The organism is Nostoc sp. WHI, from assembly GCF_015714725.1.
Lineage (GTDB): Bacteria > Cyanobacteriota > Cyanobacteriia > Cyanobacteriales > Nostocaceae > Nostoc.
On sequence record NZ_WBKM01000031.1, the window covers coordinates 1 to 23642 of the forward strand.

At 43.1% G+C, this 23642-nt stretch carries 33 protein-coding genes and 1 pseudogene; 16 read left to right on the forward strand and 18 right to left on the reverse strand.

Translation table 11 applies throughout. From position 1 onward, the window contains the following. Positions 1 to 207: pseudogene (locus tag F8S12_RS03015) on the reverse strand (hypothetical protein); the annotation flags it as partial. Between the two features lie 102 nt (positions 208 to 309). On the opposite strand from F8S12_RS03015, the gene F8S12_RS03020 reads away from it, so the two are divergent. Continuing rightward, the gene (locus F8S12_RS03020) at positions 310 to 774 is read left to right on the forward strand and encodes a transposase (RefSeq protein WP_196514743.1); all 465 of its coding nucleotides are present in this window, start codon (positions 310 to 312) and stop codon (positions 772 to 774) included. A 28-nt stretch (positions 775 to 802) separates the two neighbouring features. Further along, a complete protein-coding gene (locus F8S12_RS41485) occupies positions 803 to 931 on the forward strand; it encodes a hypothetical protein (RefSeq protein WP_269144762.1) in 129 nt (42 codons plus the stop codon). Between the two features lie 12 nt (positions 932 to 943). On the opposite strand, the gene F8S12_RS03025 is transcribed toward F8S12_RS41485, so the two are convergent. The 5 genes from F8S12_RS03025 to F8S12_RS03045 all read right to left on the reverse strand — a co-directional run bounded on the left by F8S12_RS03025 (position 944) and on the right by F8S12_RS03045 (position 3292). Beyond that, a complete protein-coding gene (locus tag F8S12_RS03025; protein ID WP_196514744.1) occupies positions 944 to 1261 on the reverse strand; it encodes a hypothetical protein in 318 nt (105 codons plus the stop codon). An 83-nt stretch (positions 1262 to 1344) separates the two neighbouring features. Beyond that, a complete protein-coding gene (locus tag F8S12_RS03030; RefSeq protein WP_196514745.1) occupies positions 1345 to 1908 on the reverse strand; it encodes a hypothetical protein in 564 nt (187 codons plus the stop codon). A gap of 147 nt (positions 1909 to 2055) precedes the next feature. Further along, positions 2056 to 2460: a putative toxin-antitoxin system toxin component, PIN family gene (locus F8S12_RS03035; RefSeq protein ID WP_196514746.1), complete on the reverse strand. Its 405-nt coding sequence runs from the start codon at positions 2458 to 2460 to the stop codon at positions 2056 to 2058. After that, the gene (locus tag F8S12_RS03040) at positions 2457 to 2696 is read right to left on the reverse strand and encodes a hypothetical protein (RefSeq protein WP_196514747.1); all 240 of its coding nucleotides are present in this window, start codon (positions 2694 to 2696) and stop codon (positions 2457 to 2459) included. Before F8S12_RS03040 ends, F8S12_RS03035 begins: the two co-directional genes overlap by 4 nt. Positions 2697 to 2710: 14 nt before the next feature. Beyond that, a complete protein-coding gene (locus tag F8S12_RS03045) occupies positions 2711 to 3292 on the reverse strand; it encodes a tyrosine-type recombinase/integrase (RefSeq protein WP_196514748.1) in 582 nt (193 codons plus the stop codon). Positions 3293 to 3475: 183 nt separating this feature from the next. Between F8S12_RS03045 and F8S12_RS41490 the strand changes: the two genes are divergently transcribed. Continuing rightward, the gene (locus F8S12_RS41490; protein ID WP_269144763.1) at positions 3476 to 3598 is read left to right on the forward strand and encodes a hypothetical protein; all 123 of its coding nucleotides are present in this window, start codon (positions 3476 to 3478) and stop codon (positions 3596 to 3598) included. A gap of 72 nt (positions 3599 to 3670) precedes the next feature. On the opposite strand, the gene F8S12_RS03050 is transcribed toward F8S12_RS41490, so the two are convergent. Both F8S12_RS03050 and F8S12_RS03055 read right to left on the reverse strand, forming a co-directional pair. Continuing rightward, entirely contained in the window at positions 3671 to 6574 is a 2904-nt protein-coding gene (locus F8S12_RS03050) for a DUF3854 domain-containing protein (RefSeq protein WP_196514749.1), read from the reverse strand. Positions 6575 to 6933: 359 nt separating this feature from the next. Then, positions 6934 to 7095: a ribbon-helix-helix domain-containing protein gene (locus F8S12_RS03055; protein WP_196514750.1), complete on the reverse strand. Its 162-nt coding sequence runs from the start codon at positions 7093 to 7095 to the stop codon at positions 6934 to 6936. A 262-nt stretch (positions 7096 to 7357) separates the two neighbouring features. Between F8S12_RS03055 and F8S12_RS03060 the strand changes: the two genes are divergently transcribed. The 7 genes from F8S12_RS03060 (at position 7358) to F8S12_RS03090 (ending at position 12571) form a co-directional block, all read left to right on the forward strand. After that, positions 7358 to 8395 (forward strand): ParM/StbA family protein, encoded by a 1038-nt coding sequence (locus F8S12_RS03060; protein ID WP_196514751.1) that lies wholly within the window; start codon positions 7358 to 7360, stop codon positions 8393 to 8395. Between the two features lie 5 nt (positions 8396 to 8400). Further along, positions 8401 to 8676 (forward strand): hypothetical protein, encoded by a 276-nt coding sequence (locus F8S12_RS03065; protein WP_228039136.1) that lies wholly within the window; start codon positions 8401 to 8403, stop codon positions 8674 to 8676. Between the two features lie 255 nt (positions 8677 to 8931). Continuing rightward, complete coding sequence (locus tag F8S12_RS03070) at positions 8932 to 9189, forward strand: hypothetical protein (RefSeq protein WP_196514752.1); 258 nt, start codon at positions 8932 to 8934, stop codon at positions 9187 to 9189. A gap of 1 nt (position 9190) precedes the next feature. Then, positions 9191 to 9601, forward strand: a complete 411-nt coding sequence (locus F8S12_RS03075; protein ID WP_196514753.1) for a hypothetical protein — start codon at positions 9191 to 9193, stop codon at positions 9599 to 9601. Then, positions 9601 to 10317, forward strand: a complete 717-nt coding sequence (locus tag F8S12_RS03080; protein ID WP_196514754.1) for a hypothetical protein — start codon at positions 9601 to 9603, stop codon at positions 10315 to 10317. Before F8S12_RS03075 ends, F8S12_RS03080 begins: the two co-directional genes overlap by 1 nt. A gap of 66 nt (positions 10318 to 10383) precedes the next feature. Continuing rightward, positions 10384 to 12282 carry a hypothetical protein gene (locus tag F8S12_RS03085; RefSeq protein WP_196514755.1) on the forward strand — a complete coding sequence of 633 codons (1899 nt, stop codon included), beginning with the start codon at positions 10384 to 10386 and terminating at the stop codon, positions 12280 to 12282. Positions 12283 to 12376: 94 nt separating this feature from the next. Further along, positions 12377 to 12571, forward strand: a complete 195-nt coding sequence (locus tag F8S12_RS03090) for a hypothetical protein (protein ID WP_230967751.1) — start codon at positions 12377 to 12379, stop codon at positions 12569 to 12571. A gap of 79 nt (positions 12572 to 12650) precedes the next feature. Here F8S12_RS03090 and F8S12_RS03095 read toward each other — a convergent pair whose 3' ends face one another. The 3 genes from F8S12_RS03095 to F8S12_RS03105 are packed head-to-tail and all read right to left on the reverse strand — an operon-like array spanning position 12651 to position 14690. After that, entirely contained in the window at positions 12651 to 13394 is a 744-nt protein-coding gene (locus F8S12_RS03095; RefSeq protein WP_196514756.1) for a hypothetical protein, read from the reverse strand. Beyond that, a complete protein-coding gene (locus tag F8S12_RS03100) occupies positions 13381 to 14199 on the reverse strand; it encodes a hypothetical protein (RefSeq protein ID WP_196514757.1) in 819 nt (272 codons plus the stop codon). The genes F8S12_RS03095 and F8S12_RS03100 overlap by 14 nt, the downstream gene beginning before the upstream one ends. Then, positions 14196 to 14690: a hypothetical protein gene (locus tag F8S12_RS03105; protein ID WP_196514758.1), complete on the reverse strand. Its 495-nt coding sequence runs from the start codon at positions 14688 to 14690 to the stop codon at positions 14196 to 14198. Before F8S12_RS03105 ends, F8S12_RS03100 begins: the two co-directional genes overlap by 4 nt. A gap of 550 nt (positions 14691 to 15240) precedes the next feature. On the opposite strand from F8S12_RS03105, the gene F8S12_RS03110 reads away from it, so the two are divergent. Together F8S12_RS03110 and F8S12_RS03115 are read left to right on the forward strand one after the other, a co-directional pair. Next, positions 15241 to 15693, forward strand: a complete 453-nt coding sequence (locus tag F8S12_RS03110) for a plasmid mobilization protein (protein ID WP_196514759.1) — start codon at positions 15241 to 15243, stop codon at positions 15691 to 15693. Next, entirely contained in the window at positions 15671 to 17344 is a 1674-nt protein-coding gene (locus F8S12_RS03115) for a relaxase/mobilization nuclease domain-containing protein (protein ID WP_196514760.1), read from the forward strand. The genes F8S12_RS03110 and F8S12_RS03115 overlap by 23 nt, the downstream gene beginning before the upstream one ends. A 116-nt stretch (positions 17345 to 17460) precedes the next feature. Here the strand turns inward: F8S12_RS03115 and F8S12_RS03120 are convergent, their stop codons facing one another. After that, positions 17461 to 17655, reverse strand: a complete 195-nt coding sequence (locus F8S12_RS03120) for a transposase (protein ID WP_196514761.1) — start codon at positions 17653 to 17655, stop codon at positions 17461 to 17463. A 676-nt stretch (positions 17656 to 18331) separates the two neighbouring features. On the opposite strand from F8S12_RS03120, the gene F8S12_RS03125 reads away from it, so the two are divergent. Both F8S12_RS03125 and F8S12_RS03130 read left to right on the forward strand, forming a co-directional pair. After that, a complete protein-coding gene (locus F8S12_RS03125; protein WP_196514762.1) occupies positions 18332 to 19186 on the forward strand; it encodes a hypothetical protein in 855 nt (284 codons plus the stop codon). 14 nt (positions 19187 to 19200) lie between these two features. Then, on the forward strand, positions 19201 to 20343 hold the full coding sequence (locus tag F8S12_RS03130) for a M4 family metallopeptidase (RefSeq protein WP_196514763.1): 1143 nt from the start codon (positions 19201 to 19203) through the stop codon (positions 20341 to 20343). A 94-nt stretch (positions 20344 to 20437) separates the two neighbouring features. Here F8S12_RS03130 and F8S12_RS03135 read toward each other — a convergent pair whose 3' ends face one another. Next, positions 20438 to 20749: a hypothetical protein gene (locus tag F8S12_RS03135; RefSeq protein ID WP_196514764.1), complete on the reverse strand. Its 312-nt coding sequence runs from the start codon at positions 20747 to 20749 to the stop codon at positions 20438 to 20440. 177 nt (positions 20750 to 20926) lie between these two features. Beyond that, the gene (locus F8S12_RS03140; protein WP_230967752.1) at positions 20927 to 21148 is read right to left on the reverse strand and encodes a hypothetical protein; all 222 of its coding nucleotides are present in this window, start codon (positions 21146 to 21148) and stop codon (positions 20927 to 20929) included. Positions 21149 to 21250: 102 nt separating this feature from the next. On the opposite strand from F8S12_RS03140, the gene F8S12_RS03145 reads away from it, so the two are divergent. Beyond that, complete coding sequence (locus tag F8S12_RS03145; protein ID WP_196514743.1) at positions 21251 to 21715, forward strand: transposase; 465 nt, start codon at positions 21251 to 21253, stop codon at positions 21713 to 21715. 28 nt (positions 21716 to 21743) lie between these two features. After that, entirely contained in the window at positions 21744 to 21872 is a 129-nt protein-coding gene (locus F8S12_RS41495; protein ID WP_269144762.1) for a hypothetical protein, read from the forward strand. A 12-nt stretch (positions 21873 to 21884) separates the two neighbouring features. Here F8S12_RS41495 and F8S12_RS03150 read toward each other — a convergent pair whose 3' ends face one another. The 4 genes from F8S12_RS03150 to F8S12_RS03165 all read right to left on the reverse strand — a co-directional run. Then, positions 21885 to 22202: a hypothetical protein gene (locus tag F8S12_RS03150; protein WP_196514744.1), complete on the reverse strand. Its 318-nt coding sequence runs from the start codon at positions 22200 to 22202 to the stop codon at positions 21885 to 21887. 83 nt (positions 22203 to 22285) lie between these two features. After that, positions 22286 to 22849, reverse strand: a complete 564-nt coding sequence (locus F8S12_RS03155) for a hypothetical protein (RefSeq protein WP_196514745.1) — start codon at positions 22847 to 22849, stop codon at positions 22286 to 22288. 147 nt (positions 22850 to 22996) lie between these two features. Further along, positions 22997 to 23401 carry a putative toxin-antitoxin system toxin component, PIN family gene (locus F8S12_RS03160; protein ID WP_196514746.1) on the reverse strand — a complete coding sequence of 135 codons (405 nt, stop codon included), beginning with the start codon at positions 23399 to 23401 and terminating at the stop codon, positions 22997 to 22999. Further along, positions 23398 to 23642 (reverse strand): hypothetical protein (locus F8S12_RS03165; RefSeq protein ID WP_230967753.1); only part of this gene is annotated, 245 nt, incomplete at its 5' end. The genes F8S12_RS03160 and F8S12_RS03165, both read right to left, overlap by 4 nt.

Here is a 23642-nt window from a genome sequence, read left to right on the forward strand (position 1 = left end):
CCGCCTACTGTAAGGCACATTCAGCAAATCAATCGCCCGTTTCTTCGCTGCTTCCCCCCGCCGATCATACTTACTTGTAGTACTTGATGACGCATGACCTGCAAGTTTCGCTATCGTGACGATATCTGCGCCAGCATCCAATAGATTACCGCCCGTGAGTAGCATTGGAACAGGAATGTACGTTAAGCCCAAGATGCCTGCTGTCACTGAGTTTGAGTCGTTGCACTAAAACCTGTCTATTCCTGTGATAAAGATTCTTATCACAGGAAAAATACGCTCAAAGCCTGAATTATCGGTCAGAAAGAGGCATTGAAGAAGGTAAAAATTTTATCGTTATCACAGGAATCAGTCGTTAGCGTACATTTTTGTTCCAATGCTACTCGCACGCGTGCTATAACTTTTACTGGTGGTACCAATGCATCGGCTTTTCAAACCTATGTCACTCAAGTTTTGGTTCCAAGTCTTTGGCCAGGAGCTTGTGTAGTCATGGACAACTTCAGTTTTCACAAGGTTACAGGTATAAAAAAAGCCATTGAAGCTGTTGGAGCAAGGCTGGTATACTTATCTCCTTATTCTCCTGATTTTTCTCCGATTGAAAACTGTTGGTCGAAGGTGAAAGAGTTTTTGCGTAGGCGTAGCCCGCCGCAGGCATCGCAAGCTGCTAGAACATATCTTGAGTTAGACGAGGCCATTACAAATGCCCTCAATGCAGTAACTAAAAAAGACATTATTGGATGGTTCACCCACTGCTGTTACTATATTGCACCCAACTGAGAACCGCTGTAGATTATTGTGCCTGTGTATGCCAAGACCAAGAGCCAAGGATACTGAACAAGATAAAATCCCTCGATTTGAGCGGATTAAGAAAGCAATTACAGCTTTAGAAAGACAACATTATTTAAAGTACCGTTCTATTCCTGTTTCTCCTTAATTCATACTGCAATCAGCAACGCCACCCGTGGGTAACAGTGTGACTGGCAAGCTGACTGGTTCCATGAGCGACGGTGTGACTGGCAAGCTGACTGGTTCCATGAGCGACGGTGTGACTGGCTAGCTGGCTAGCTCCATGAGCGACAGTGGGATGCAGCATATCTCGAGCCATCAGCTCACTCATGAAATGACCGTGGGGATCAGCCGTGAGAATTGCGGTCAATAGACTCGTACCAGATCCGACCCAACCTGCTGTTGCAGGATCAATCCCAACCCACTCAAGAAACTTTTGAGTACCAAGCCTGACGGCAATACTTTGAAAAAAAGCCATAATATTGGTTTACCTCTAATACGACTATACTTTCTAATTATACAGCAGAACGAATCGCACTTGCGGGTATCCCGGCTGAACACCTAATTGACTCTTACTACCTTCCAGCCTGACTGATTCCCAATCTTGCCAGACCTGACAAAACTGAACGACCCACGAGTAAACTGACTCTCTCCACTCTTCACTCTGGGCTTACACCTAATCAGCCCCTCCACTTCAGAAGACGATAACAGCCAGCCAGCCGCAGCAGCTTCTTCCAATGCCTTGAGGTGCTGTAGTGGCTCGGCGGGGCGGAGGTGACGGGCGATCGCTTCCACCAACTGAACCACCTCCCCAAGTGCCAAGTCTGGTTGTCCAGTGGTCGTGTCCAGTCTGTCCACTAGTCTACTGGATGTGTCTAGTCTGTCCAGTGGACTGTTCACTAATTCAGTTTTAGGGGATTTGAAATCATCCATTTTCCCCCCAGCGCTGATATGGTCATGCAGCTGATCGAGCAATTCCACATCCGACGCAGTGATGTAAGACTTATTCCCCTGCTTGAATGTCTTAATGTCGAGCGCGTCTATTCGGTTGTAAACCGCTTGCTTCCCAAGATTGTACCTATCAAGGAGTGCAGCAACGGGAAACGGATCGATTTCTACTGTCATAATAGTGTCCAGTGGACGTGTCCAGTCTATCCAGTGGACAGTCTAACACGCAGTGATCGCTAATATGTCGGCTTGTTCCTGGTTAATAGTCCTTTCCGGCTCAATGTCGATTAACTACCAATTCCCGACTTGGAGAGCGAGTCTCATTCAATCGCAAACTAACTTGTTAAATAAAGACACAGAAATAATCGTTGTATTTAGCAAAGTTTGCGCCTGATTAAAATCCGAATCACCCGTAATCAAAAAATCTGCTTCGGCTGCTACTGCACAAGCTAAAAACTTTGCATCTTTTCTGTCTCTTGGAAAATCAATTGACACATTGACATCAATTAGCGTCGCAAATGTATCAATAATTTCAAACCATGACGCTCTCACTTCATCTGTCAGTTTAAACTTCGGGCGACTTAATACCTCTTTATATTCCGCTACAATTTCAAATGAAACAATCCATTCCCAGTCGGGATTATCAAAAATAAACTGAATAACTGCTCTTGGGACTCTACCCTTAAGGACAGCAGAAACTAAAACATTCGTGTCAATAACAACTTTCATTCTCCGCGTCGGTAAGCTTCAATCTCTGCTGCTATTTCTGCTTCTGTAATATCTTGTACTCCTGGTAGCGACTGTGCTTTATCAAATAAATCTCTCAGTTTTTTACTAATGTCTGCTCTGGGGTTCTCCTCAGCTAAGATAATTATTTCTACTCGCTGTCCTGCTTGAAAAGGTAAATCACATAATATTACTTGCTTTGGATCTGTAATGGTGATGTATTTTTTGTAAGCGTTCATAATTCAATACTTCCTTAAAAAACCAAAGTGGAGATGGCATTTTCTTTCTGCTGCTCAGTCACACCCAAATATCGCTCCAGGGCTGCAAGAGAGCGATGACCACTGATAGATTGAATGTGGCGCAGGGGTACTCCTGAATCACTCATCCACGTTAACGCCGTCCGCCGAAAGCTGTGGGAAGACATTCCCTTTTCGTCCAAATCGACCCGCCGCAGTGCCTCACGTAATATTCGGTCAGCACTGGCCTTATGGATATGCCCCAGCCCGTGACGACCAGGGAACAAATGCGGATTTCTGCCGGATAGCTCAATACTATATTCTTCTAAAAATTCCTTCAGTTTGGGATGTACTTGAATTTCTCTGGTATCCTGCCCCCCCTTGGTGTTGTAGGCTCTGATAATCAGCTTGGGTCTAATGCCCCTTGTGCCAATGACATCCCCCTTCTGCAAAGTGCAGCTTTCATTGATTCGGGCAGCGGCATACAGGCAGACCCCAAACAAAGCGCGATCGCGGGGCTTAACAAGTCCCTCGCTAAAGAGTAAGGTTATCTCTTGAGGGTTTAGGATTTCGGCCTTGCCGAAGCGATTGATTTTCATAGGGAATATTTTACGCGCACTAATACTACTTTGTTCGCCTAATACTACTTTGTTCGCCTAAACCCCGAAAACCTTAATCTCTCGTCGCCAAACCCCACTCATTACCAACTATTGCAAACTCTTCTCATCTGTCTCCACTTGATACTTGACACACGCACAATACAGCTATCGGTCAGCTAGACCGTGACATTTTTACAATCGGATTTGGTAGTACATTTGCATGACTACGAGGGAAGTTGCGATCGCACTCTAATCAATCAAAATTGCTTATCAGTTTTAACGGGAGCAATCCTGATTCTGCCATGAGAGCATAACTAACTCTTAAAAGCGATCGCCGACGTTGGGATAGTTGGTGCGGAGATCCTGTTATTAGTTGCCCTAAGTATCCAAAAACTCCAGTTCACTAACATCAATAAGATTTAATCCACCAGCCGCAGCGCCAGGACGCAACTTAGATGCCTTGGTGAGCGGCTCTCCGGTGAGGGCAGAAACCAAAAGCACTTTATCACTGCCACAGGAAACCCAAGAGATCAGATAAACTTCACCGCTTGAAATAAGCCTCACACGATCTCCTTTAACGGGTTGGCGAGTGGTGACTTTGGGTGACGGCACTGGTGACGGCACTGGTGACGGCTCAAAACCATTATGAGAACTGGCATTGACCTTGGGTGACGGCTCAAACCCCAATCCACTTTTATTTATTGCCGAATCATTTTCAACGGGCTGTGGTGGAGATAGTTTTTCTCCTCTTAAATAATTTTCATTTGGAGTCTCCGGCTCTAAAACTAATTCCGCTTTTTTTTCTGGCGGATTTAGGAAAGTGCCGTCACCTACCTCTAATCCCTTACCTAGTGGGGGTTCTGAGCCGTCACCTGAGCCGTCACCAGTGCCGTCACCTTTGAAAATATTTTGAGCGAGGGTGTAATCATGGGTGGGAATGAGATCATCAACTCCAGCCACCCTCAGCCTCAGTCCCCGGATAAATTTACCCGTTTTGGTAGATTCTTTCTCCACTGCCCAGCCCAAAACGCTGCGGCACATTTCCAGCAGGTCGGGCGAAAAGTTGTTATGATTTTTGGGTTTGCTGCCAGCCTTATGGCAATAGCGGTTGTAAGAACCAAACAAGGTGGTAACGGTTGAGCCATCCTCGCCTTCAAAGCGATCGCTGCCAATAGGAGTTTTTACCATTGGGTCGAGAATGACGTACTGATTCAACCACGCTGCGATCGCGTCAACACGGGTGCGGTTCTCCCAAAATTCCAGTGTGCATTCTGGGATTTCTTGCAGGCCCTTAATTACTGCGGTCACATGGTCGTCTGATAGACTCAGAACGTAATTGGTAAACGCTGCTAGTTCTGGCTCAAATTCAATATCTAGATTCCGGCGTTTAATTGGGTCTACGGCATTGTTGCAGGGAAATGAAATTACCCGCCGCTTCACCCGAGAAGCAGAATCACCCATAAAAATTGGCAGATTTGATAAGACCAGCACCATGCCGTCATATTGGTAATGGAAAGCCTTTCTTCCCTTCTCCTCCGCCCGAATCGGGTCTTCTCCAGTCAGAGAGAGGAATTTACCCAACTTCCCGGTTTGTCTGTCTTCGTCAGCGAAGAGTACCAGCCGCTTCTTGTGAGCATTCGCCCCCTCGAACCGATTACTGCACCAATCTTCGAGCGTGGTGCTGTGGACGTTTTCTGAACCAATCAAGTTAACTAGCAGTCGGCTGAAAGTACCTTTGCCTGTCCCACCCAGCCCAATCAGGTGAAGAAATTTCTGTAAATCGGAACGTCCCTTTAACACGGCATTACAGTAGCAAATCAGCAAATCTTTGAGCTGTTCGTTCCCCGAAGCCAAGTGTGTGAGGAAAGCGTCGATGTGTGACCAATCAGTAGCTTTGGGGTCGTGTGAGCGTGGCAGCTGCCAAGTCAACCGATAACCTGGAGAATGGGGTAAAAATTTCCCAGTGGCAATCTCAAGGACTCCATTGAAAAAGGGCATCAGTTCCTTGGGTGAGCGCTCGTTCCATTCGCGGACAAAAAGTTGCGATCGCAGGAACTTGACAATATTAGTAATGTAGCTGTGGGTGCTATAGCCCTGGATGCCCCTGGCAGTGATGATTTGATAAACAATCATCTCTATGGCTTCTTCGGTTTCCCCTGACCATACCCCAGGGAACTTGATCTCGTAGTGCATCCACTGCCTAGCTTCATTGTTGTAAGCTAGGCGCTCTCGGAACTCTTCGGCTATCTCCCGGCTGATTATGTCCGCAGTCGGTCTAGTGTCGGTTAAGGAGTCCTTTGAAACAGCAAATTGTGACTCCATGTAAGCGATTGCCTTATTGTAGGCATCGTCAAAAGCTTCTTCTCCCTTGTTCACGATCAAATCGTCCAATCCTTTGCCATCTTTGGGACTCCATTCAACAATAGCAAGGTACGCACCCAGGTTTTGAAGTACAAGTTTTAGCTTTCTTATCCCCCTGGTGACTGCTTTGACGGCTGTTGGTTTTTCATCTTGATCAAAGGCTACGACCAATGTTGAACCAGGGCCGACAAAGCCCGCTAAGTCCGGGATCAGAGTGGGCGGTCTTCCCGGTGCGCCACATTCACAGCCATATAGCCCAATCATGATGTGTCCTATCGATAGGGCGCTAAGGGTCTTTTTACCTCCTTCCGTAGCTCCCACCTCATTCACTGACTCTTTCACCCATTGCCAGAAATTACCGAACATCGGCACATCCAAGCCAGATTTCTGGGCGATGAGTTGGCGTACGGATATTGGGATTGGGGGCAGGAATGCACGATTGCCGTCTCCTTTTGGAGCAAAGTATTTGTATGGGCGCTGCTTTTCAATGTCCCAAATGCTGACGACTACTTGCCATACGCTCTTGTCTTCATTCAGAAGAAATGCCGCGTACAATGGCTCATTAGCTTGATGTCTGAATCGCTTGTATTCCCATCCCAATGCGTCATGTATGGGTGTTTCTACATCGCCCCCCGCCCCACATTCAATGTCTTGGTGAAACTCTACACAGGCATCGAAAATTTCCGGGTGAATGCCACTTCCTTCAATGAAGGACTTACGAATATAGGCTTGGAAATCTTCATAACTCTCAAATCGGTTCTGCTGTCCCTTTTTTGGGGTGCTGCTGGCAGTTTTGATATTCCATGCTGCTAAATCTTGCTCCCCTGTGGCTGACTGTGCTATTTTAATCGGCTCAGAAATATTCGGCGTTGCGCCATGATCTAACAGTCCGGGCGCACTTTGCATTTCTAGCGTATTCATTAGTGGCTCCTGAATTTGGTGATTACTTCGATAAAGATTGAGTAATCCCTTCCCCTTTAAGGCACAGCACTGTTACGCTAGAGCTATACAAAAAATCTAACATTTGATGTTGCGGTAGGACTAACCGCTTTGGTGACGACTGATAATCGTCTTGGTATAGCTTGCTCTAGATAGTAAGAGAGTGGCGTGCCCCAAAGTAAGTTGGGACTACCCTTTTTTTTGCGCCTTTGTAAGGCTTTATCTATAAGAACATGATTTTCTAGCTTGTGGGCGAAAAAGAATGACTTTTTGTACGCTTTACTTTATGTCCCTCCTGGTTAACCGCAGGCATAAATACTAGCTAATTGACATACATAGGCTTACTCCTCATCTTGCACTTTTGACTTGGAAGATTTTAACTTTTTAGCTCTGGCGGCGATCGCTTCTGCAATAATTCGCTCAACTAAATTACTAACCGTTCTTCCCTCCTCTTCTGACCAAAGCTCCAAAGTCTCTTTTATATCTTCAGAGCAAGTGAACATAACTCGCGGTCGCCTAGTTGCCATTATCAACACTTGTCTACACCATGATTCAAGCATAAAACGTGCAGCTTAAATATAAGATTTTGTAGCTTTGAGTTGACAGTGGCAGCACTTGTCAACTATCATAACACTATGAGCGCAAAACGGACGATATAGCGCGTGAAATGCCACACCAAGGATAAATGGTTTGTAGGACAAAATAGCCGCTTAAAAATGACCGCAAACGCTTATCAATCAAAGAATTAAACTCTTTATTTGAACCATGAATTACGCATATACCCAGCCAGTTTACGGCTCATCGTATCCGCCGAGTAACGGGTTTGTAAGTCCACAGCACGGACAGATAAGACCGCGAGTAGTTTTCGACGGCGGCAACCGTTTTGTGAAATGGATTGACCCCAAAAATCAAGTGCAATGTCTGCTCAGTGTCGTGAAAGAAGTCAGTGAATACCAGTGGAAGCGGCTCAAGCCCGATGACCAGTCAGTATTGATTGAAATTGAGGGTAAACGCTTTGTAATTGGGCGATTAGCTCAAGAACTAGGTGGTGAGCCTACCTTTCAAACAGATAAATGCCAATTGGCATCCATCCTGGCACTAGCGGCAATCCAGCCCAATCCCGGACAAACAGCCGTACACATCCAGCAGATGATTGTGGCACTGCCCAATACCCTCAATGATGACGACGTAGCCGCAGTGAAGAGAATTGCTAACCACCCACTGACCAAAGAATTTAAACGCAATGGCGAATACATCACCTATACCGTGGGTGAAGTTGTCCCAGTTGATGAGACTGAGCCAGCATTCCACTACGCCTTAAATCAAGGATTTTTCAGCTTCCCCGAAGCGAAGAACGCGATTTGGGATTTAGGGGGAGGCACAGCTATAGCCCGAATTTACACGCCGAACGGAACCATGATCCATGATGCGGAGGTGATTCTACCCGGAACCAAGGCACTCGCCCAGCAAGTAGCGGTAGAGATGAAAGAAGTCTATTCTCTCGATTACAGCCCTAGTTTACAGGGCATCATGGACGCGATCGCTCGTGGTGATTGCCTCTACGGGACAGACAAACTTGATTTCTCCTCCATCTTTGAAAAAGCCTGTGACCAGTGGGTAGAGTCAGCCCGGAGAGAAATTCGCTCGAAGTGGGCGCAACACCTACCAGAGTTGGGAGAAGTCTTGATTGTAGGTGGAAGTGCAGATATCGCCGCCCCTATCTGTGCCTCTTCTGGAGATCGCTTTAAGATTGCCCCATCGCCGCAGTTATTCAACATTATTGCAATGGCTTATCAGGAGTAATGCCAATGACGCAAACAAGAATTGTTCTTAATCCCAAGTACAAGCCCAAAGCCGAAGAAATCTTAGAAGCGACTGGAATTGATAACCTCTCTCAACTGTTTACCCTGCTGCTAGTAAATTACGGTGATTGTCTAGTTAACTGCTTAAAGCACTCACACCAACTACCTATACAGTCATCTTTAGTAGCTCAAACGCCCACACAAAACCCTCTTCAGCCACCATCTATCAAACCTCAGCCATCACCACAAGCTAAGAAATTTGCCCCAATGGGGAGCTTTTAAGTAATAAGCCGTAACAATATGTTCACTATCGCCGCAGCCGTGGAGGGTGCAGGTGCGATCAGTGTTGTGCTTATTTAGTGTTTCACAAAACGTTTCATGAAACTGTTTCAACGGTTGCATCAATGTTTCAGCCTCACAACAACCCGGAAACGGCATGACCACAGTGTGAAACGTGAAACGTGAAACACGAAACGCCAGTTGATTACAACCGAAAAAAACCGTGTAACAGAAAAAACACAAATTAAGGATACCAAAATGGCGCACCCTGTAGGATATTACTCCCTCTCTCACGACAATGCACTCATCAAAGATATGTGTGAGACATGGGGCGAAGGACTAGAGAAGATGAGCGAATCAGACACACTCTGGTTAATTGCAAAAATCGCTCATCAAGCATGGTTAGAGTGTGATTCTTCTAACCCTCCTAGCAACGAAGCGGAGTCAGCATTGAAACGACTGCATGAGTTAAAGCAATGGGAGAAGTTTGCACTGATTAGCGCAATGGTGCAGTGAGATGTACAAGAAGCAATTGTATTTAGCCTTGGCTGGTGTTTTAGTCTGCTTCTTACCTGTAATTATCCCCTTGATTCCCAAGTTGGGGGCTTATGCAGAGACAGAACGCCTAAAAGCCACAGAAGGGTTAGAACGTCAGCGCATAGAAGAACGGGCTAAGACCAGCAATGCCCTATATGAGGCGGGAGTCATGCCCACAACTCGCCTCCTCCGAATTACCAACTACTTTGACAGCAGTAAACGCAATCCCAGACCAGACACAACCCTTTATCAAGATGATGAGATTGTTGATGTTTTTGACGCAACGGGTAGGTGTATTGGGCGAATTGAAGAAGGAATTTGGAAGTGGAAGTACAAAGCCAAAGAGATTTGTAAAAGCGTTCAAAATATCAAACCAGTGAGGAGAAAATAATGGCGTTAGGTGCATCAAGTGCAGAAAGTAACAGTACTGGCAACAACGATGGTAAGCCCAAGGGTAAGAAGCGATCGCTTGGTGAAATCATCGATTTTTGTGCCAAAGCTGTTGTGATGATTGTTGGCTTACCCATTAGAGCCGCCGCCGCTATAGTCAATCAGTTTGTTGCTAATGGGGGTGCGGGTCGTGCCTTAGTTGGAGGAATTTTATTTATCGGTGGTTCCATAATCAGTGCTGATTCAACTTGGCAATTAATCTTTACTGGCCCACCTGTTGTTCCTTGGTTTGAGCCGACTTGGAATTGGCTAAATGTGCCGTTTGCAGCGTTCAACCCTTTGTTTTACTTGGCATTTATGGTTTCTGTAGGTGTTCAGGTAATCGAAGCCCATGCCCTACGCGGTAAAAACCCAGATTCAGCACGACGGGAACTTCAAGACCACATGGTTTATGAGCTTGAAACAAAGCCTAGTGGCAAGATTGACCTTGTTGGTGAGCTTTGGAAGGATTATAAGACCGCAGGGACACGCGATCGCTCTAGCGCGGGGTTAGTTGTAATTGCGGTTTGGGCATTCGATATTGTCACCACCTTTGCAGCTCGTAACCCATTTGAATTTACAGCCCCATTCATGATTTTGGGCTGCATCTTGTTTAACATCGGCACAATGATGGCAGGTGAAATTGGGTTTGCCATCTGGCGATTGACTAAAGACTGATAATCAATAGCCGCTAAATTGAGCGCGAACTTTGGCGGCTTCTTAACTCAATAAGGGATTCAACTTGTGGAAAATAATATCCCCAAAATCACAACTAAAGAAACTGAACATTTGCGATCGCAATATCCCAGTCTCTCGCATTTGGAGGCAGGAAATGTTTCTGAATGGTTGCAAGAGCGCAAAGACCAATTATTTGAAATGGCGCGGCAATCTGAGAACGAAGCAGACATGACCCGTGTACTTGGCTTGATGGCTGGGGGGATAGGAGCAGTTTGTTATGCGGTCAACCCACTGGCTATAGTTGGTGGTTTAATTGGCGGTGCTGCGTGGTTATGGTTTGTTGTCGAACACTCGAACCGCACTAAAGAAATTGCACCAATACCATTTGTACGTGGCAACTTTATAGACGCGGTTGCTCGTGCTGGTGACTATGATACTAGGAGCAATTATCAAGCGGATCATCTTGCTAATACCGTTAAATTCCTAGAACGACAATCAGCAGAAGAGTACGCCTTTCTTCTAGCTGAATTTGAAAATATTGGGCAATATTTAACGCAAGTTGAGCCAGGAAAACGTTTTTATGCTTATCGCTGGATGTTTGGCTGGTTTGGCAAGCTCAAGGGTCGTCAGCTACCGACTTATCAAAGTATGGCTCTCCATTTACAGGATGTGACGATTGACAGCCGGCTGAATCGGTCAGAGGTAAGTGCTATCGCACAGGCTCAAACCCAGTTACCACCAACCGTAGATATTAAACAGTTTCAATCACCACAGGTAAATATTCGCCACAGTCCCCAAGGTGCAGAACATTCTAGACCGGAGGAGTTACAGCCATCAGCTAATGGGCTTGTACCAGAGACTATAACTAATCTGACTTTGCCGAATAGAGCAAACGCACTCATCGCGGCTTTAAGGAAAAGTGGTTTCCAAATAGAAGACATGATGAGTTCTCAAGTGATAGCGATCGCTGGCACTCAGCGAGGTGGCAAAGGAACCTTAGCAGCAATCTTAGCAACATTATCTTTGGGTTTAGATGCAGGATTAAGCACCCAATACTTTACAGCCGGGGTGGACGTTTACCCCTTTAGTTGCAATCTGATTTCTGCTCTTAAATACCCGGAAAAAGATGCAGACGGGGCAGATAAGCTAGTCGCCCGTGACTTGCTTAAATTTCTTAAAGGCTTAGATGCAAGTGATCCTTACTCCCATAAAAACTTACTGTTAGTCATTGATGAGGCGATGCGCTTGCTGTCCCTACTTGATGAGAGCGATCGCACTTGGGCTATTCAATATTTACTTTCTCGCTTCGCTAAGTCTGGCGGTACATTAATCATTGTGTTACACGGCTCGAACCTGACAAGCGTGGTTGGCAAGGCCACAGCAGGACTGGCAGACACCTTTAAGCAATCAGTTAATTTCATTGGCTGTGTAGCTCAGTCTGTCAGCGCTGGTGGATTGCGAAAGATTAATGTTGCTAGCGGCGAATATTTCAAAGCCAACCCAAATAACTTTGCCGAACCTGTTAACGGTGGCACTCTCGGCATGATTCCTGACTGGCTAAAGATAGAGTTACACCCAGGAAATGGTCAACCAGATCCAGCTAGAACGTTACTCAAATTTTTCCCAGAACTGGTGCAGCAGCACGAGCCAGCAGTTATGCCCAGAGGGGAGAAAATCGCACCATCTGACGCAGTTAATCAGCTTGAGTCTATTTTCTCAAAGCCTACCCAAGACGTTGAAATTGCAGAGCTAGAAGAATTGAGTATTTCTCTTGCTGATTTCGAGCAAATTTTAAACATTGTTACTTCAGCCGTTGCAACACCAGTCAGCTTTGCTGCGATTAGAAATAGCCGAAAGTGGGGCGAAGAAAAAAAGAGTGTTCGCTATTTAAGGTGTGCGATTGCACAACTTATAGAATCCAAGCAATTGAAGGGTAGCGAGAAGTTAGGGTTTACTGCTTTTTAATCTTACTGCAATCTCAAAAAGCCGTTAAGAAAGCACTTAGTTCAAAGACATCAAGACATCAAAAGCCAAAAATCTTAGCAATGGATCTAAATTTATGCACCCAATTGAGTTTAAGAAAAAATGGCAGTTAAGTTACGACGACCTTGCACTTGTCTTGGGTTATCAAAGTGATTATACTGTCCGTTCCTGGAATATGAATGGAAGGCACAAGCGCAAAGAAGTCAAAAAGTTGTCTATGTCGCTTGTCGTCTTCTTGATGAGAAGTGGTCAGCGCAGGGGAAACTTGTAGATTCTTACCTTTAATTATTTCTATTATTGGGGCAAATATCACGTTAACCCTGTTTGCCCCAATCACTATATATTGCCCTTCATCTTCGATTTCGGTCAGTCCCCAAACGCTTTTCTACCCGTTGTAGCTTGACATTGCTATAACCAGTACGCTGCCAGATAGCTCGGAGATAGGTATTGAAATCATCCGAGATTTTTACCGGAATAAATTGATTGAGTCCGAAGAACATTGACAAAGCAAATATTGTCGTAATTAGCCCCATCATTCCATATTGACTTAGTGGTTCAGAGCGATAAACCTCTTTCTCTATGGTGATGGGTTTGGGGGGAGGGCTGTTCTTCAACTCCTGAATAACCGTAGTCAAGTTTTTCGTGTGAATCAACAGGTCGTTCCAGTTCGACTTTAACTGTGATATTTCGGTCTTTAGCCCTTTGAACTCTAAGCTCTCTAATGTCGATGAGGACTTGGGCATATTCTTTAACTGCGTCAGCAAGGGAGTTAATTCTTGTCTCAAATTCTCGTTGCTCTGCTCGTACTCGTTCGAGGAGAGATTCTGATTCTTCAATTCCCCCGTCAGCATCTCGATAGTTACCATCGCTTTGCTGAGGAGTTGATTCTGAATTAAATTCGTTTGCGCCCATGCTTGTAACTCCGCCCTATCGCGTTCGCGTTCAGTTTTCTGTGATTGCTTAAAATTTTCAAACTCTCTATATAATCTGCCTAGTGCTATCTTGACTTCCCCCTGTTCACTGCTCTCTACGGAATCGGCAGCTTCAGAATGAGGATTGCTGTGATTGCCGTTGCTATTATTATTGTTGCTCATTAGTTTTCTTTTGACCCCGACGAGAAGTAGACGCAGTAACTTTTGGCTGTTTTGATGTTGAGGTGTTCGACTCAGCAGCAACCAGAACCTCTGGTTGTTGTAACCCTAGATAAGCTCCAGCTTTTTCTAGCTCTGGTTTCGCCTGATCTAAAAATCCACTCACTAGCAGGTAATCTCCAAAAGGAAAACCATTCTCTTCAGTCGCAGCCGAGTAAGGTAGACCTTTTTCTGTCAACGTGTCAAAGGTCGAGTAGTCTAGCTCTGGCATTTCTATTTCTATGCCTTTAAGTTCCGCTATAGCTGCCGAGGTTTTGCTATTCTCCCAACGCTGAAAACCTGAACCTTTATCCCAGCACAGATTTTTCACTACGACATAATCAGCTTTATCGCCACAGAACTCAGCCATAGTTTTTAAGCTAGTGATGACCGAGTAACCAAGGTTAAGCACAGTCACTAGCGTTACCCGATAACCCAAATCGCCTGCAATCTTGAATAGCCCAAACTTACTGATAATCTCCCTGGTTTTATTGCTTGATGCCCCCGGCATATCTACTATTATTGAGTCGGGTGATTCCGCTTTGATTTCCGTAAAGAAGCGTTTCGCCTCTGCCACCTCCAGGAAGTTTAACAGCCTTACCCCTGAGCCAAAATTTTGATAGTACTCGTACAGTTCTGGATTCTCTGTATCTGCGTCATAAGCTAGATAATTAATCCCTTTTGAGTGTATTACATCCAGTAGCAAGCGAGTAAAGGCAGTCTTACCTGTACCACCCTTGCCCCCCAGTATCATCACGATGCGTTTCATATTTCACTCCTATCAGTGATGTTGAATTGGGCAGAAGTCGTAGGTGTTGTTTTTTTGCGTTTCGTAGTTTGAGATGGTGAAGGTAAGGATAGTTCACTACTATCAGGTGGTGAACTATCTGCCTCTACTGCTGGAACATCATTGTTAGTTGTGGTTGAAGAATCAGTTGATTCTGGCTCTGAGTCAGAATTAACTGATTCTTCAACCGCTTTATCTGATGATAAATTACTCGAACTATTCTCCGTTATTGTTGAAGCTTTTTTATGAAAAATCTTCAGACCACTGGCCGCTAGTTCTACCCCATGACCTTTAAACACATCAGAAACATCGTCATAAGAGTAGCCAGCATCTAACATATCTTGAATAGGTTTAGCCAAACTGAGGACTAAATCAGACAGGCTGATAGTCTTAGGAGTTGCCGCTTTCTGTTTCAGACTGGTTTGAATATCTTCTATTTTTGATAAAGGAACAGCTTTCGGTTTGCGAGACATAGCCACCAGTAGTAACAAATCATTCCATTGTAAAAAATTCGTGGTCAGAAAAAGTTTAAGTTTTTTGTCGTGATGTGACGGATATCAATAAAAGAGGGTTTGTATCCTCGTGAGGTAGACTAGTCTAAAAAAGCAGTTACCCATAAATCAACACTCTGATATCAAAGGCTGTTGGCAGCATTATTAAACAGACCCAGCCCTCGGTTACACTCTTGTTGTTGCACAGAGTCAATCGTGGGTTGCCAAAGTCTCGTACTCCCCCAGCCTCCCGTTGTGCCTCCTGGCTCTCGTTACCTCAGTCCTGTCGTGGGGCCATAGGCAAGCAATACGCCGTAACGCGCCAAGGGCGCTACTTTTCCTACGGAAAAGCGTCGTGTTTGCTTGTTGGGGGTGTCCCCCAAACCCCCGAAAAACCGTTCTTTTCAAGGGGTGAATAAGTAAAGAGAGTTCCGGGTTATCCGCCTACCTGCTCGGCGCTCCGCGCCGTAGCAGCTACAGCGAATAACCCGGTGAAAAATAAAGAAAAAAATAGCTAAACGCCTAATTAGTTATGCAGCCAGACCCCCGTACCGACCTCAGTAATCAACTAGCTGACACATTAACCAATCGGTCAGTAGCACCAGATGAAAAGCGAGAAGTAACCATCACATTTAGGGCTAGCTATGCTGAAAAAGCGAGGCTTGAGCAGCGATGCAGTGGAGTGGTACAAAGTGACTATATAAGAGCGAGATTATTTGACTACCCTTTGCCACATCCTAAATTAGTCATTCCCGAAATCAACCGACAGGCTATCTATGAGTTAAAGAAGATTGGGAACAACCTGAATCAGCAGACCAGAGCTATTAACGAAGCTGTGAAAATTGGTAGTCAACCGTTGACGGTGGAGGTGAAATCATATCTGAAAACTCTTGAAGAACTGACAGCCCTTTTAGAGCAGACTCGCCAATCACTCACTCAAGCATCGGTAGAAGGGCAGGGCAATGATTACCAAAGTCAAGGCTAACAAATCATTTCGTGGCACTACTAAATATGTAATAGAGAAAGAGAAAGCTAAGATTATTGGTGGAAATATGTACGGGAAAAGTACCAATGAACTGGTAGAGCAGTTTAGCCTATCAGCCCATCTTAACCCCCAACTAAAAGACCCATGTTATCACCTAATGCTTAGTGTACCTCAGACTGACAGGACTCTCAATGATGACGAATTAGCTAATCTATCCCAACGGCACTTTGCGAATGTCATTGTGCTGTCGCGGCTTCAAGGTGATGAATCCCAAGTCAAACAACCTGATAAAAGGATATCAGACAGCAAACTAAAACAGCTAGTTGATGAATTTATAGAATCAGAACTACCCGCTTATGACTTCTTTATAGCGCGGCACTCAGACAAAGAACACGACCACACCCACATCGTTGCATCCAGAGTCAATAATCTAGATGGTAAGTCTATCCGCACTTGGAATAATTACGCCCACTCTGAACACTCTGCCCGACTACTAGAGCGAGAATTTCAGCTAACCCAAATCCCAAGTAGTTGGGAAAGTAAGCAAAAGGCTATGACTCGGAATCAACTGGAACGAGTCGAACGCGATGGACTTCCAGGCGAAGAGATAATGCGCCGAGCGATTGAGAAAGTGGCAGTAGATAAACCTACAATACCCCAGCTAATTGAGCAGTTATGGAGAGAGCATCAAGTCAAAGCTATCGTAAGTTATTACGGTCATGGTGGGGTAAGGGGCATCAAGTTTGGCATTGATGTCGGCTCAATTAATGAAGATGGTACCCCCCACTTGCTCTGGAAACAGGGAGGTAATCTCAATAAATATAAGTGTTCATTTAAAAAGCTTCAGACAGAATTAGGCGTAAATTATGAGCCAAAGCGGGACGATGCTGAAATTAAACGTCTGAGTGAAATGTTAGAAACTGCTCAAATTCTGCCAAGTAATCAGCAGACAATCAGCTACACATTTTCTACTAAAGCTACAGATAATCTCCAAATAACCGCTAATAAATCTGAGGCTATGTCTGAAATGAAATCCTCATTAACTTCTGAACAAGCATTAGAGTTATACAGGCACTATAGTACTGGTGACGAACGTGAATTAGTCACAGACCGAGATAAATCAGTTGCAGTCAAAGCTCTCAAATCTGGGAAACCAGCCCATGATGTTGAAGAAATTTTAAAAGCCAGCCCTGCCTTATGGAGTCAAGAAGAAGCAAGAGCATTGGTATTAATTGCTGAATCTAACTTGGGACTACAACAACATAAATCCCAATTATCACCCCCGGTACAACAGCAATTAAAGCAGGAATTATTAACTTTAGCTGTACCTGTTGCTGTAGGAATAATCAATCATATACTTAAAGATAATGGTGAAGATAGTCTGAGATTTAAACAATCTACTCTCACAAAATTTGGTAGAGAATTAGTGTACACGCATGATACAAGAGGTGAAATCTTTTGTGTAACAGTGAATAAAATCTCTGAAGGTCAGTTAGAGTATTCACCAATTCATGTAGGAGAAATTTTAAGAGAAGATATTGACCATTGGCACAAAGCAAAGGGGGTATTATCGGAATACCTCCAGTCAACACAAGCACTTCAACAACCACAGCCAGTTCGTGAAACAAAGAGTAAAGGATTGTCTTTGTAAATATTGCAGGCTCATTGCGACTTTGTGGTAATAGTGGTCTAGATGAATGATTAAGGTTTGATTAGAGAAATATCACCCAAATATTTTGGGGTTTCACAACAGATAAGTAGAGGGATCTAATTAAACATAAAACGTTCAACTTCGTAGCCACCCTTTTCACCTCTAGCTTCAATACCAGAAATGACAGCCATTGCCACTTCATACTCATCCTCAAATACTTGGCTTGATAGCTGGTCACGCTTGAGCTGTAACCATTCATCCTCAATCCGATTCATTTGTGGAGAATGTGGCGGCAGAAAGAATTCAATCATCGAAAGTTGGTAAAAGTCAAAATTAAGAACGCAAATATGCCCACAACAGCCGCGAACGCACTTAAGCTAACAGTCCTTAAACACCAGATATTTCAAGCGTTACAGCAATTATGTACCCTTGATGCCAAATATTCCCCAACCATTTGAAGCTGCAATTTATCTAACTACTCAAATCTTTGAAACCTAGATATGGCAAGGCTTTTCAGTCGCTATTTCCGTTTTTGCAGCCATCTCGGCTCGATGCCTTGTAAGGCTCGGATTAAAATGGCGTTTGGGAAAATCTCTCTTCTCACAAGGAGAATTGCTGCCCTCCTAAAAAGAATAAAGTATGGTATACTTGCTCTTTATATGTGTTTATGTAAATATTAGGTTACAAACGTCCACCAATAAAGGTTCCGGAAAGATGAACACCGAACTTGTATTACTAAGGAGCGATGCAAGCTTTAAGCATATTTGAATATGCGGAAGCTGTTTTGTTACTGGGTTGCAAGTGTTTTACCCTTTTTTTAAGGGAAGTGTTTCCATGTTTTTACGTTTCAGTTAATTCTTAAAATAAAGTTAATAGTTTAATTGTATGAATTTAAAAGATTTAGAATTTATATTAGAATTCCTGTTGTTACGCTAAATTGAAATCTTTGCTTAGATGTTGTTTCTTCCTATTAAAGGTGGTTTTCGTATGAATAACAATGGTTTAATAGGGTTTTTTGCCCATCTTGCAGAGCAAAGTTCTTTATTTGAAAAATCAGAAATTCGAGAGCTTTCTGCGGCAATAGCTAACCTTGCTGAAATGGAAGGAACATCTAAGAAAGAAGAAACCAATGATTTTGACATTAATTCAAAATATAAAGAAGTGCAAGACAAACTAATAATTGTATTGAAAGAGCAAAATGCAATAAATTTAAATAAAAAATTTTCTATTAATACATTATTTAGAGAAGTATTAAAACTGATAAAGAGTCGTTCTAAGCCAAGTGTTGAATTTGCTTCTGCAAGTCCTGGATTCAGGAAGTTTAATTCATCATTAACTGATGATGAGTGTGAGCTTGAAATTATAAGCAAAGAGTCTTTTAGTTTAACAAAAACGTACAAAATCAAAATATGTCAAAAGTACAAAGGTATTCCTGTATACGGATCTCGAATTACTTTAGAAATGAATGAAAGCAATAAACTTCTTGCAATTAATTCCTTGACTGCCATAGCAGACCCAAAAGTTCTTGAAAATCCACAGAAAGCCGGAAATATTCATGTTGAAAATATCAAAAGTCAGATAAAAAAAGAAACTCGTCAAGATTTAGAAAAGATAGATTTAAACCTTCACCTTTATTATTACTACGACAAGATGAAAAAGACTTGGCGACTTGTTTATATCACTGACATTAAGTATAAAAATAATGAATTAAACAAAAATGATGAAAATGGGTTTTTATCTGAGGTTATGGATTACATTATTGACGCTAGTAATGGAAGTATCATTGATAATATTCCCTGTATAAAAACTATTCATAAGGATAACAGACTAAATAAAATTTAAATAAAAACAGTATTATGCAAATTGATTGTAGCATTGACAGTAAAAAGGATTTTAACTGTCCATATAAGGATAATTTTAACTGCCCCTATGATACTCAAGAAGAAATCAGGGTTGATGATCAACAATTAGTAATAATTTTCACTTTAGCAGGTAATACGATAGATATAAAAGATACAGAGCATTCTAAGCAATATCTTCCAGGAAAACCTGTATCTTATCCAATTAAGAATTCATCTCAATGCCAGCAACAATGTGTGCAAGCTCGTAGCTATGTTACTGAAGTAGCTGAATTTATTCAAAATATATCTCGTGATACAGGTCTAGGTGATCATGTTGCCAGCATCAACTGGCAAAGTGACAATGCTTTATGGGTAAAGCCTCTAACAGACAATAGTCCTATGCAGGGGCAAGCTATTTTTGGTCAAGTTACGGTTAACCAACAACTTCTCTCTTATGCTAGCATAAGAAATATTGTTGCACATGAATTTTTTCACGGATTAAATTATATTACCACTGTAAATTCTTCAACAAAACGTGGAATTGAATACAAAGGAGAATCAGGAGCGGTTGACGAATCATACGCCGACATATTTGCGATTCTGTTTTCTAATTATGCTCAATCAGATATTGGGCAATGGGACTGGGAAATAGGCAAGGGGATTGGAAAAGAAGGTAAACCAATACGAGATATAAGTAATCCTTCTAAATATGGTCAACTTAAACATATGAATGATTACAGATACTATTTACCTGGTGAAAAAGCAATCCAAGATAATGATTATCTTGGGGTTCATGATAATTGTGGAATTCTTAGCAAGGCAGCATATAACCTAATTACTTCAAAAAATTCAAGTGGACAGTATGTTTTTGATGTTCAAACTATTGTTCAAATATTTTATCAGTCTTTAAACCAACTTGCTGAAACTCCTTTATTTAACGATTGTTATGTAGCAGTAAAGCAATCCGCATACACTCAATTTTATCAAGACAAAAGTCTTACTAAAGAACAAATAAAAGAGAAAATTAAAGCTATTGATAAAGCATATAATCAAGTAGGAATTTACGAAGTTACACCGACTCGTTTAAAAAAAATATTTCTTACAATAAAACAGACTAGGACACGATTTGTAAATTGGCTAAAAAAGTTACGTGATTAAATAGCACTTAGCAAGTGTACAAAAATCTTATTTTCAGTATTAACTATTTTTATTTGTTTCCACTTAATACCAAGGTTAATAAAGTTTTTTCGTTTCATTCTTCGTCGGAGTCAGGCTTTCTTGCATATTGAACCCCATCACCATCTCCTCCGGATAAACGAGCTTGGATGCTGTACATTATAAACCCAAGCAATAACCCTATAGGATAAAACCAAATTGCAGTCTGATCTGCTCCAAAGAACTTAATTATAGCTCCGCCTAAAACAATCCCAATAATACTTCCTAATACTTGTGGAGTATGGCTTTTAAATCGCCTGATAAAATATCTAACAAGCCAACCAACAACAATTCCAAGGCACGTAGAACCTATTAGAGGTGCTATTTCTAATAAAGATTGCATTTGCATATTTTGTTCTTTAAAATTATTTTATCGTGCCTTATAATTATACTGACTTTCCACATCCCGTGAAAAGTCAGCTTGGAGATCAGGTATTGTCCAGTATCAATTAGTCCTCCAGCACGGCTAAAAAACAAAGGCAGTTTCAATGTTTATAAGGCATGAGTCATGAGAGCGTAATTCCAGTTAATTACGCTTGTCCCGCCTACTGTAAGGCACATTCAGCAAATCAATCGCCCGTTTCTTCGCTGCTTCCCCCCGCCGATCATACTTACTTGTAGTACTTGATGACGCATGACCTGCAAGTTTCGCTATCGTGACGATATCTGCGCCAGCATCCAATAGATTACCGCCCGTGAGTAGCATTGGAACAGGAATGTACGTTAAGCCCAAGATGCCTGCTGTCACTGAGTTTGAGTCGTTGCACTAAAACCTGTCTATTCCTGTGATAAAGATTCTTATCACAGGAAAAATACGCTCAAAGCCTGAATTATCGGTCAGAAAGAGGCATTGAAGAAGGTAAAAATTTTATCGTTATCACAGGAATCAGTCGTTAGCGTACATTTTTGTTCCAATGCTACTCGCACGCGTGCTATAACTTTTACTGGTGGTACCAATGCATCGGCTTTTCAAACCTATGTCACTCAAGTTTTGGTTCCAAGTCTTTGGCCAGGAGCTTGTGTAGTCATGGACAACTTCAGTTTTCACAAGGTTACAGGTATAAAAAAAGCCATTGAAGCTGTTGGAGCAAGGCTGGTATACTTATCTCCTTATTCTCCTGATTTTTCTCCGATTGAAAACTGTTGGTCGAAGGTGAAAGAGTTTTTGCGTAGGCGTAGCCCGCCGCAGGCATCGCAAGCTGCTAGAACATATCTTGAGTTAGACGAGGCCATTACAAATGCCCTCAATGCAGTAACTAAAAAAGACATTATTGGATGGTTCACCCACTGCTGTTACTATATTGCACCCAACTGAGAACCGCTGTAGATTATTGTGCCTGTGTATGCCAAGACCAAGAGCCAAGGATACTGAACAAGATAAAATCCCTCGATTTGAGCGGATTAAGAAAGCAATTACAGCTTTAGAAAGACAACATTATTTAAAGTACCGTTCTATTCCTGTTTCTCCTTAATTCATACTGCAATCAGCAACGCCACCCGTGGGTAACAGTGTGACTGGCAAGCTGACTGGTTCCATGAGCGACGGTGTGACTGGCAAGCTGACTGGTTCCATGAGCGACGGTGTGACTGGCTAGCTGGCTAGCTCCATGAGCGACAGTGGGATGCAGCATATCTCGAGCCATCAGCTCACTCATGAAATGACCGTGGGGATCAGCCGTGAGAATTGCGGTCAATAGACTCGTACCAGATCCGACCCAACCTGCTGTTGCAGGATCAATCCCAACCCACTCAAGAAACTTTTGAGTACCAAGCCTGACGGCAATACTTTGAAAAAAAGCCATAATATTGGTTTACCTCTAATACGACTATACTTTCTAATTATACAGCAGAACGAATCGCACTTGCGGGTATCCCGGCTGAACACCTAATTGACTCTTACTACCTTCCAGCCTGACTGATTCCCAATCTTGCCAGACCTGACAAAACTGAACGACCCACGAGTAAACTGACTCTCTCCACTCTTCACTCTGGGCTTACACCTAATCAGCCCCTCCACTTCAGAAGACGATAACAGCCAGCCAGCCGCAGCAGCTTCTTCCAATGCCTTGAGGTGCTGTAGTGGCTCGGCGGGGCGGAGGTGACGGGCGATCGCTTCCACCAACTGAACCACCTCCCCAAGTGCCAAGTCTGGTTGTCCAGTGGTCGTGTCCAGTCTGTCCACTAGTCTACTGGATGTGTCTAGTCTGTCCAGTGGACTGTTCACTAATTCAGTTTTAGGGGATTTGAAATCATCCATTTTCCCCCCAGCGCTGATATGGTCATGCAGCTGATCGAGCAATTCCACATCCGACGCAGTGATGTAAGACTTATTCCCCTGCTTGAATGTCTTAATGTCGAGCGCGTCTATTCGGTTGTAAACCGCTTGCTTCCCAAGATTGTACCTATCAAGGAGTGCAGCAACGGGAAACGGATCGATTTCTACTGTCATAATAGTGTCCAGTGGACGTGTCCAGTCTATCCAGTGGACAGTCTAACACGCAGTGATCGCTAATATGTCGGCTTGTTCCTGGTTAATAGTCCTTTCCGGCTCAATGTCGATTAACTACCAATTCCCGACTTGGAGAGCGAGTCTCATTCAATCGCAAACTAACTTGTTAAATAAAGACACAGAAATAATCGTTGTATTTAGCAAAGTTTGCGCCTGATTAAAATCCGAATCACCCGTAATCAAAAAATCTGCTTCGGCTGCTACTGCACAAGCTAAAAACTTTGCATCTTTTCTGTCTCTTGGAAAATCAATTGACACATTGACATCAATTAGCGTCGCAAATGTATCAATAATTTCAAACCATGACGCTCTCACTTCATCTGTCAGTTTAAACTTCGGGCGACTTAATACCTCTTTATATTCCGCTACAATTTCAAATGAAACAATCCATTCCCAGTCGGGATTATCAAAAATAAACTGAATAACTGCTCTTGGGACTCTACCCTTAAGGACAGCAGAAACTAAAACATTCGTGTCAATAACAACTTTCATTCTCCGCGTCGGTAAGCTTCAATCTCTGCTGCTATTTCTGCTTCTGTAATATCTTGTACTCCTGGTAGCGACTGTGCTTTATCAAATAAATCTCTCAGTTTTTTACTAATGTCTGCTCTGGGGTTCTCCTCAGCTAAGATAATTATTTCTACTCGCTGTCCTGCTTGAAAAGGTAAATCACATAATATTACTTGCTTTGGATCTGTAATGGTGATGTATTTTTTGTAAGCGTTCATAATTC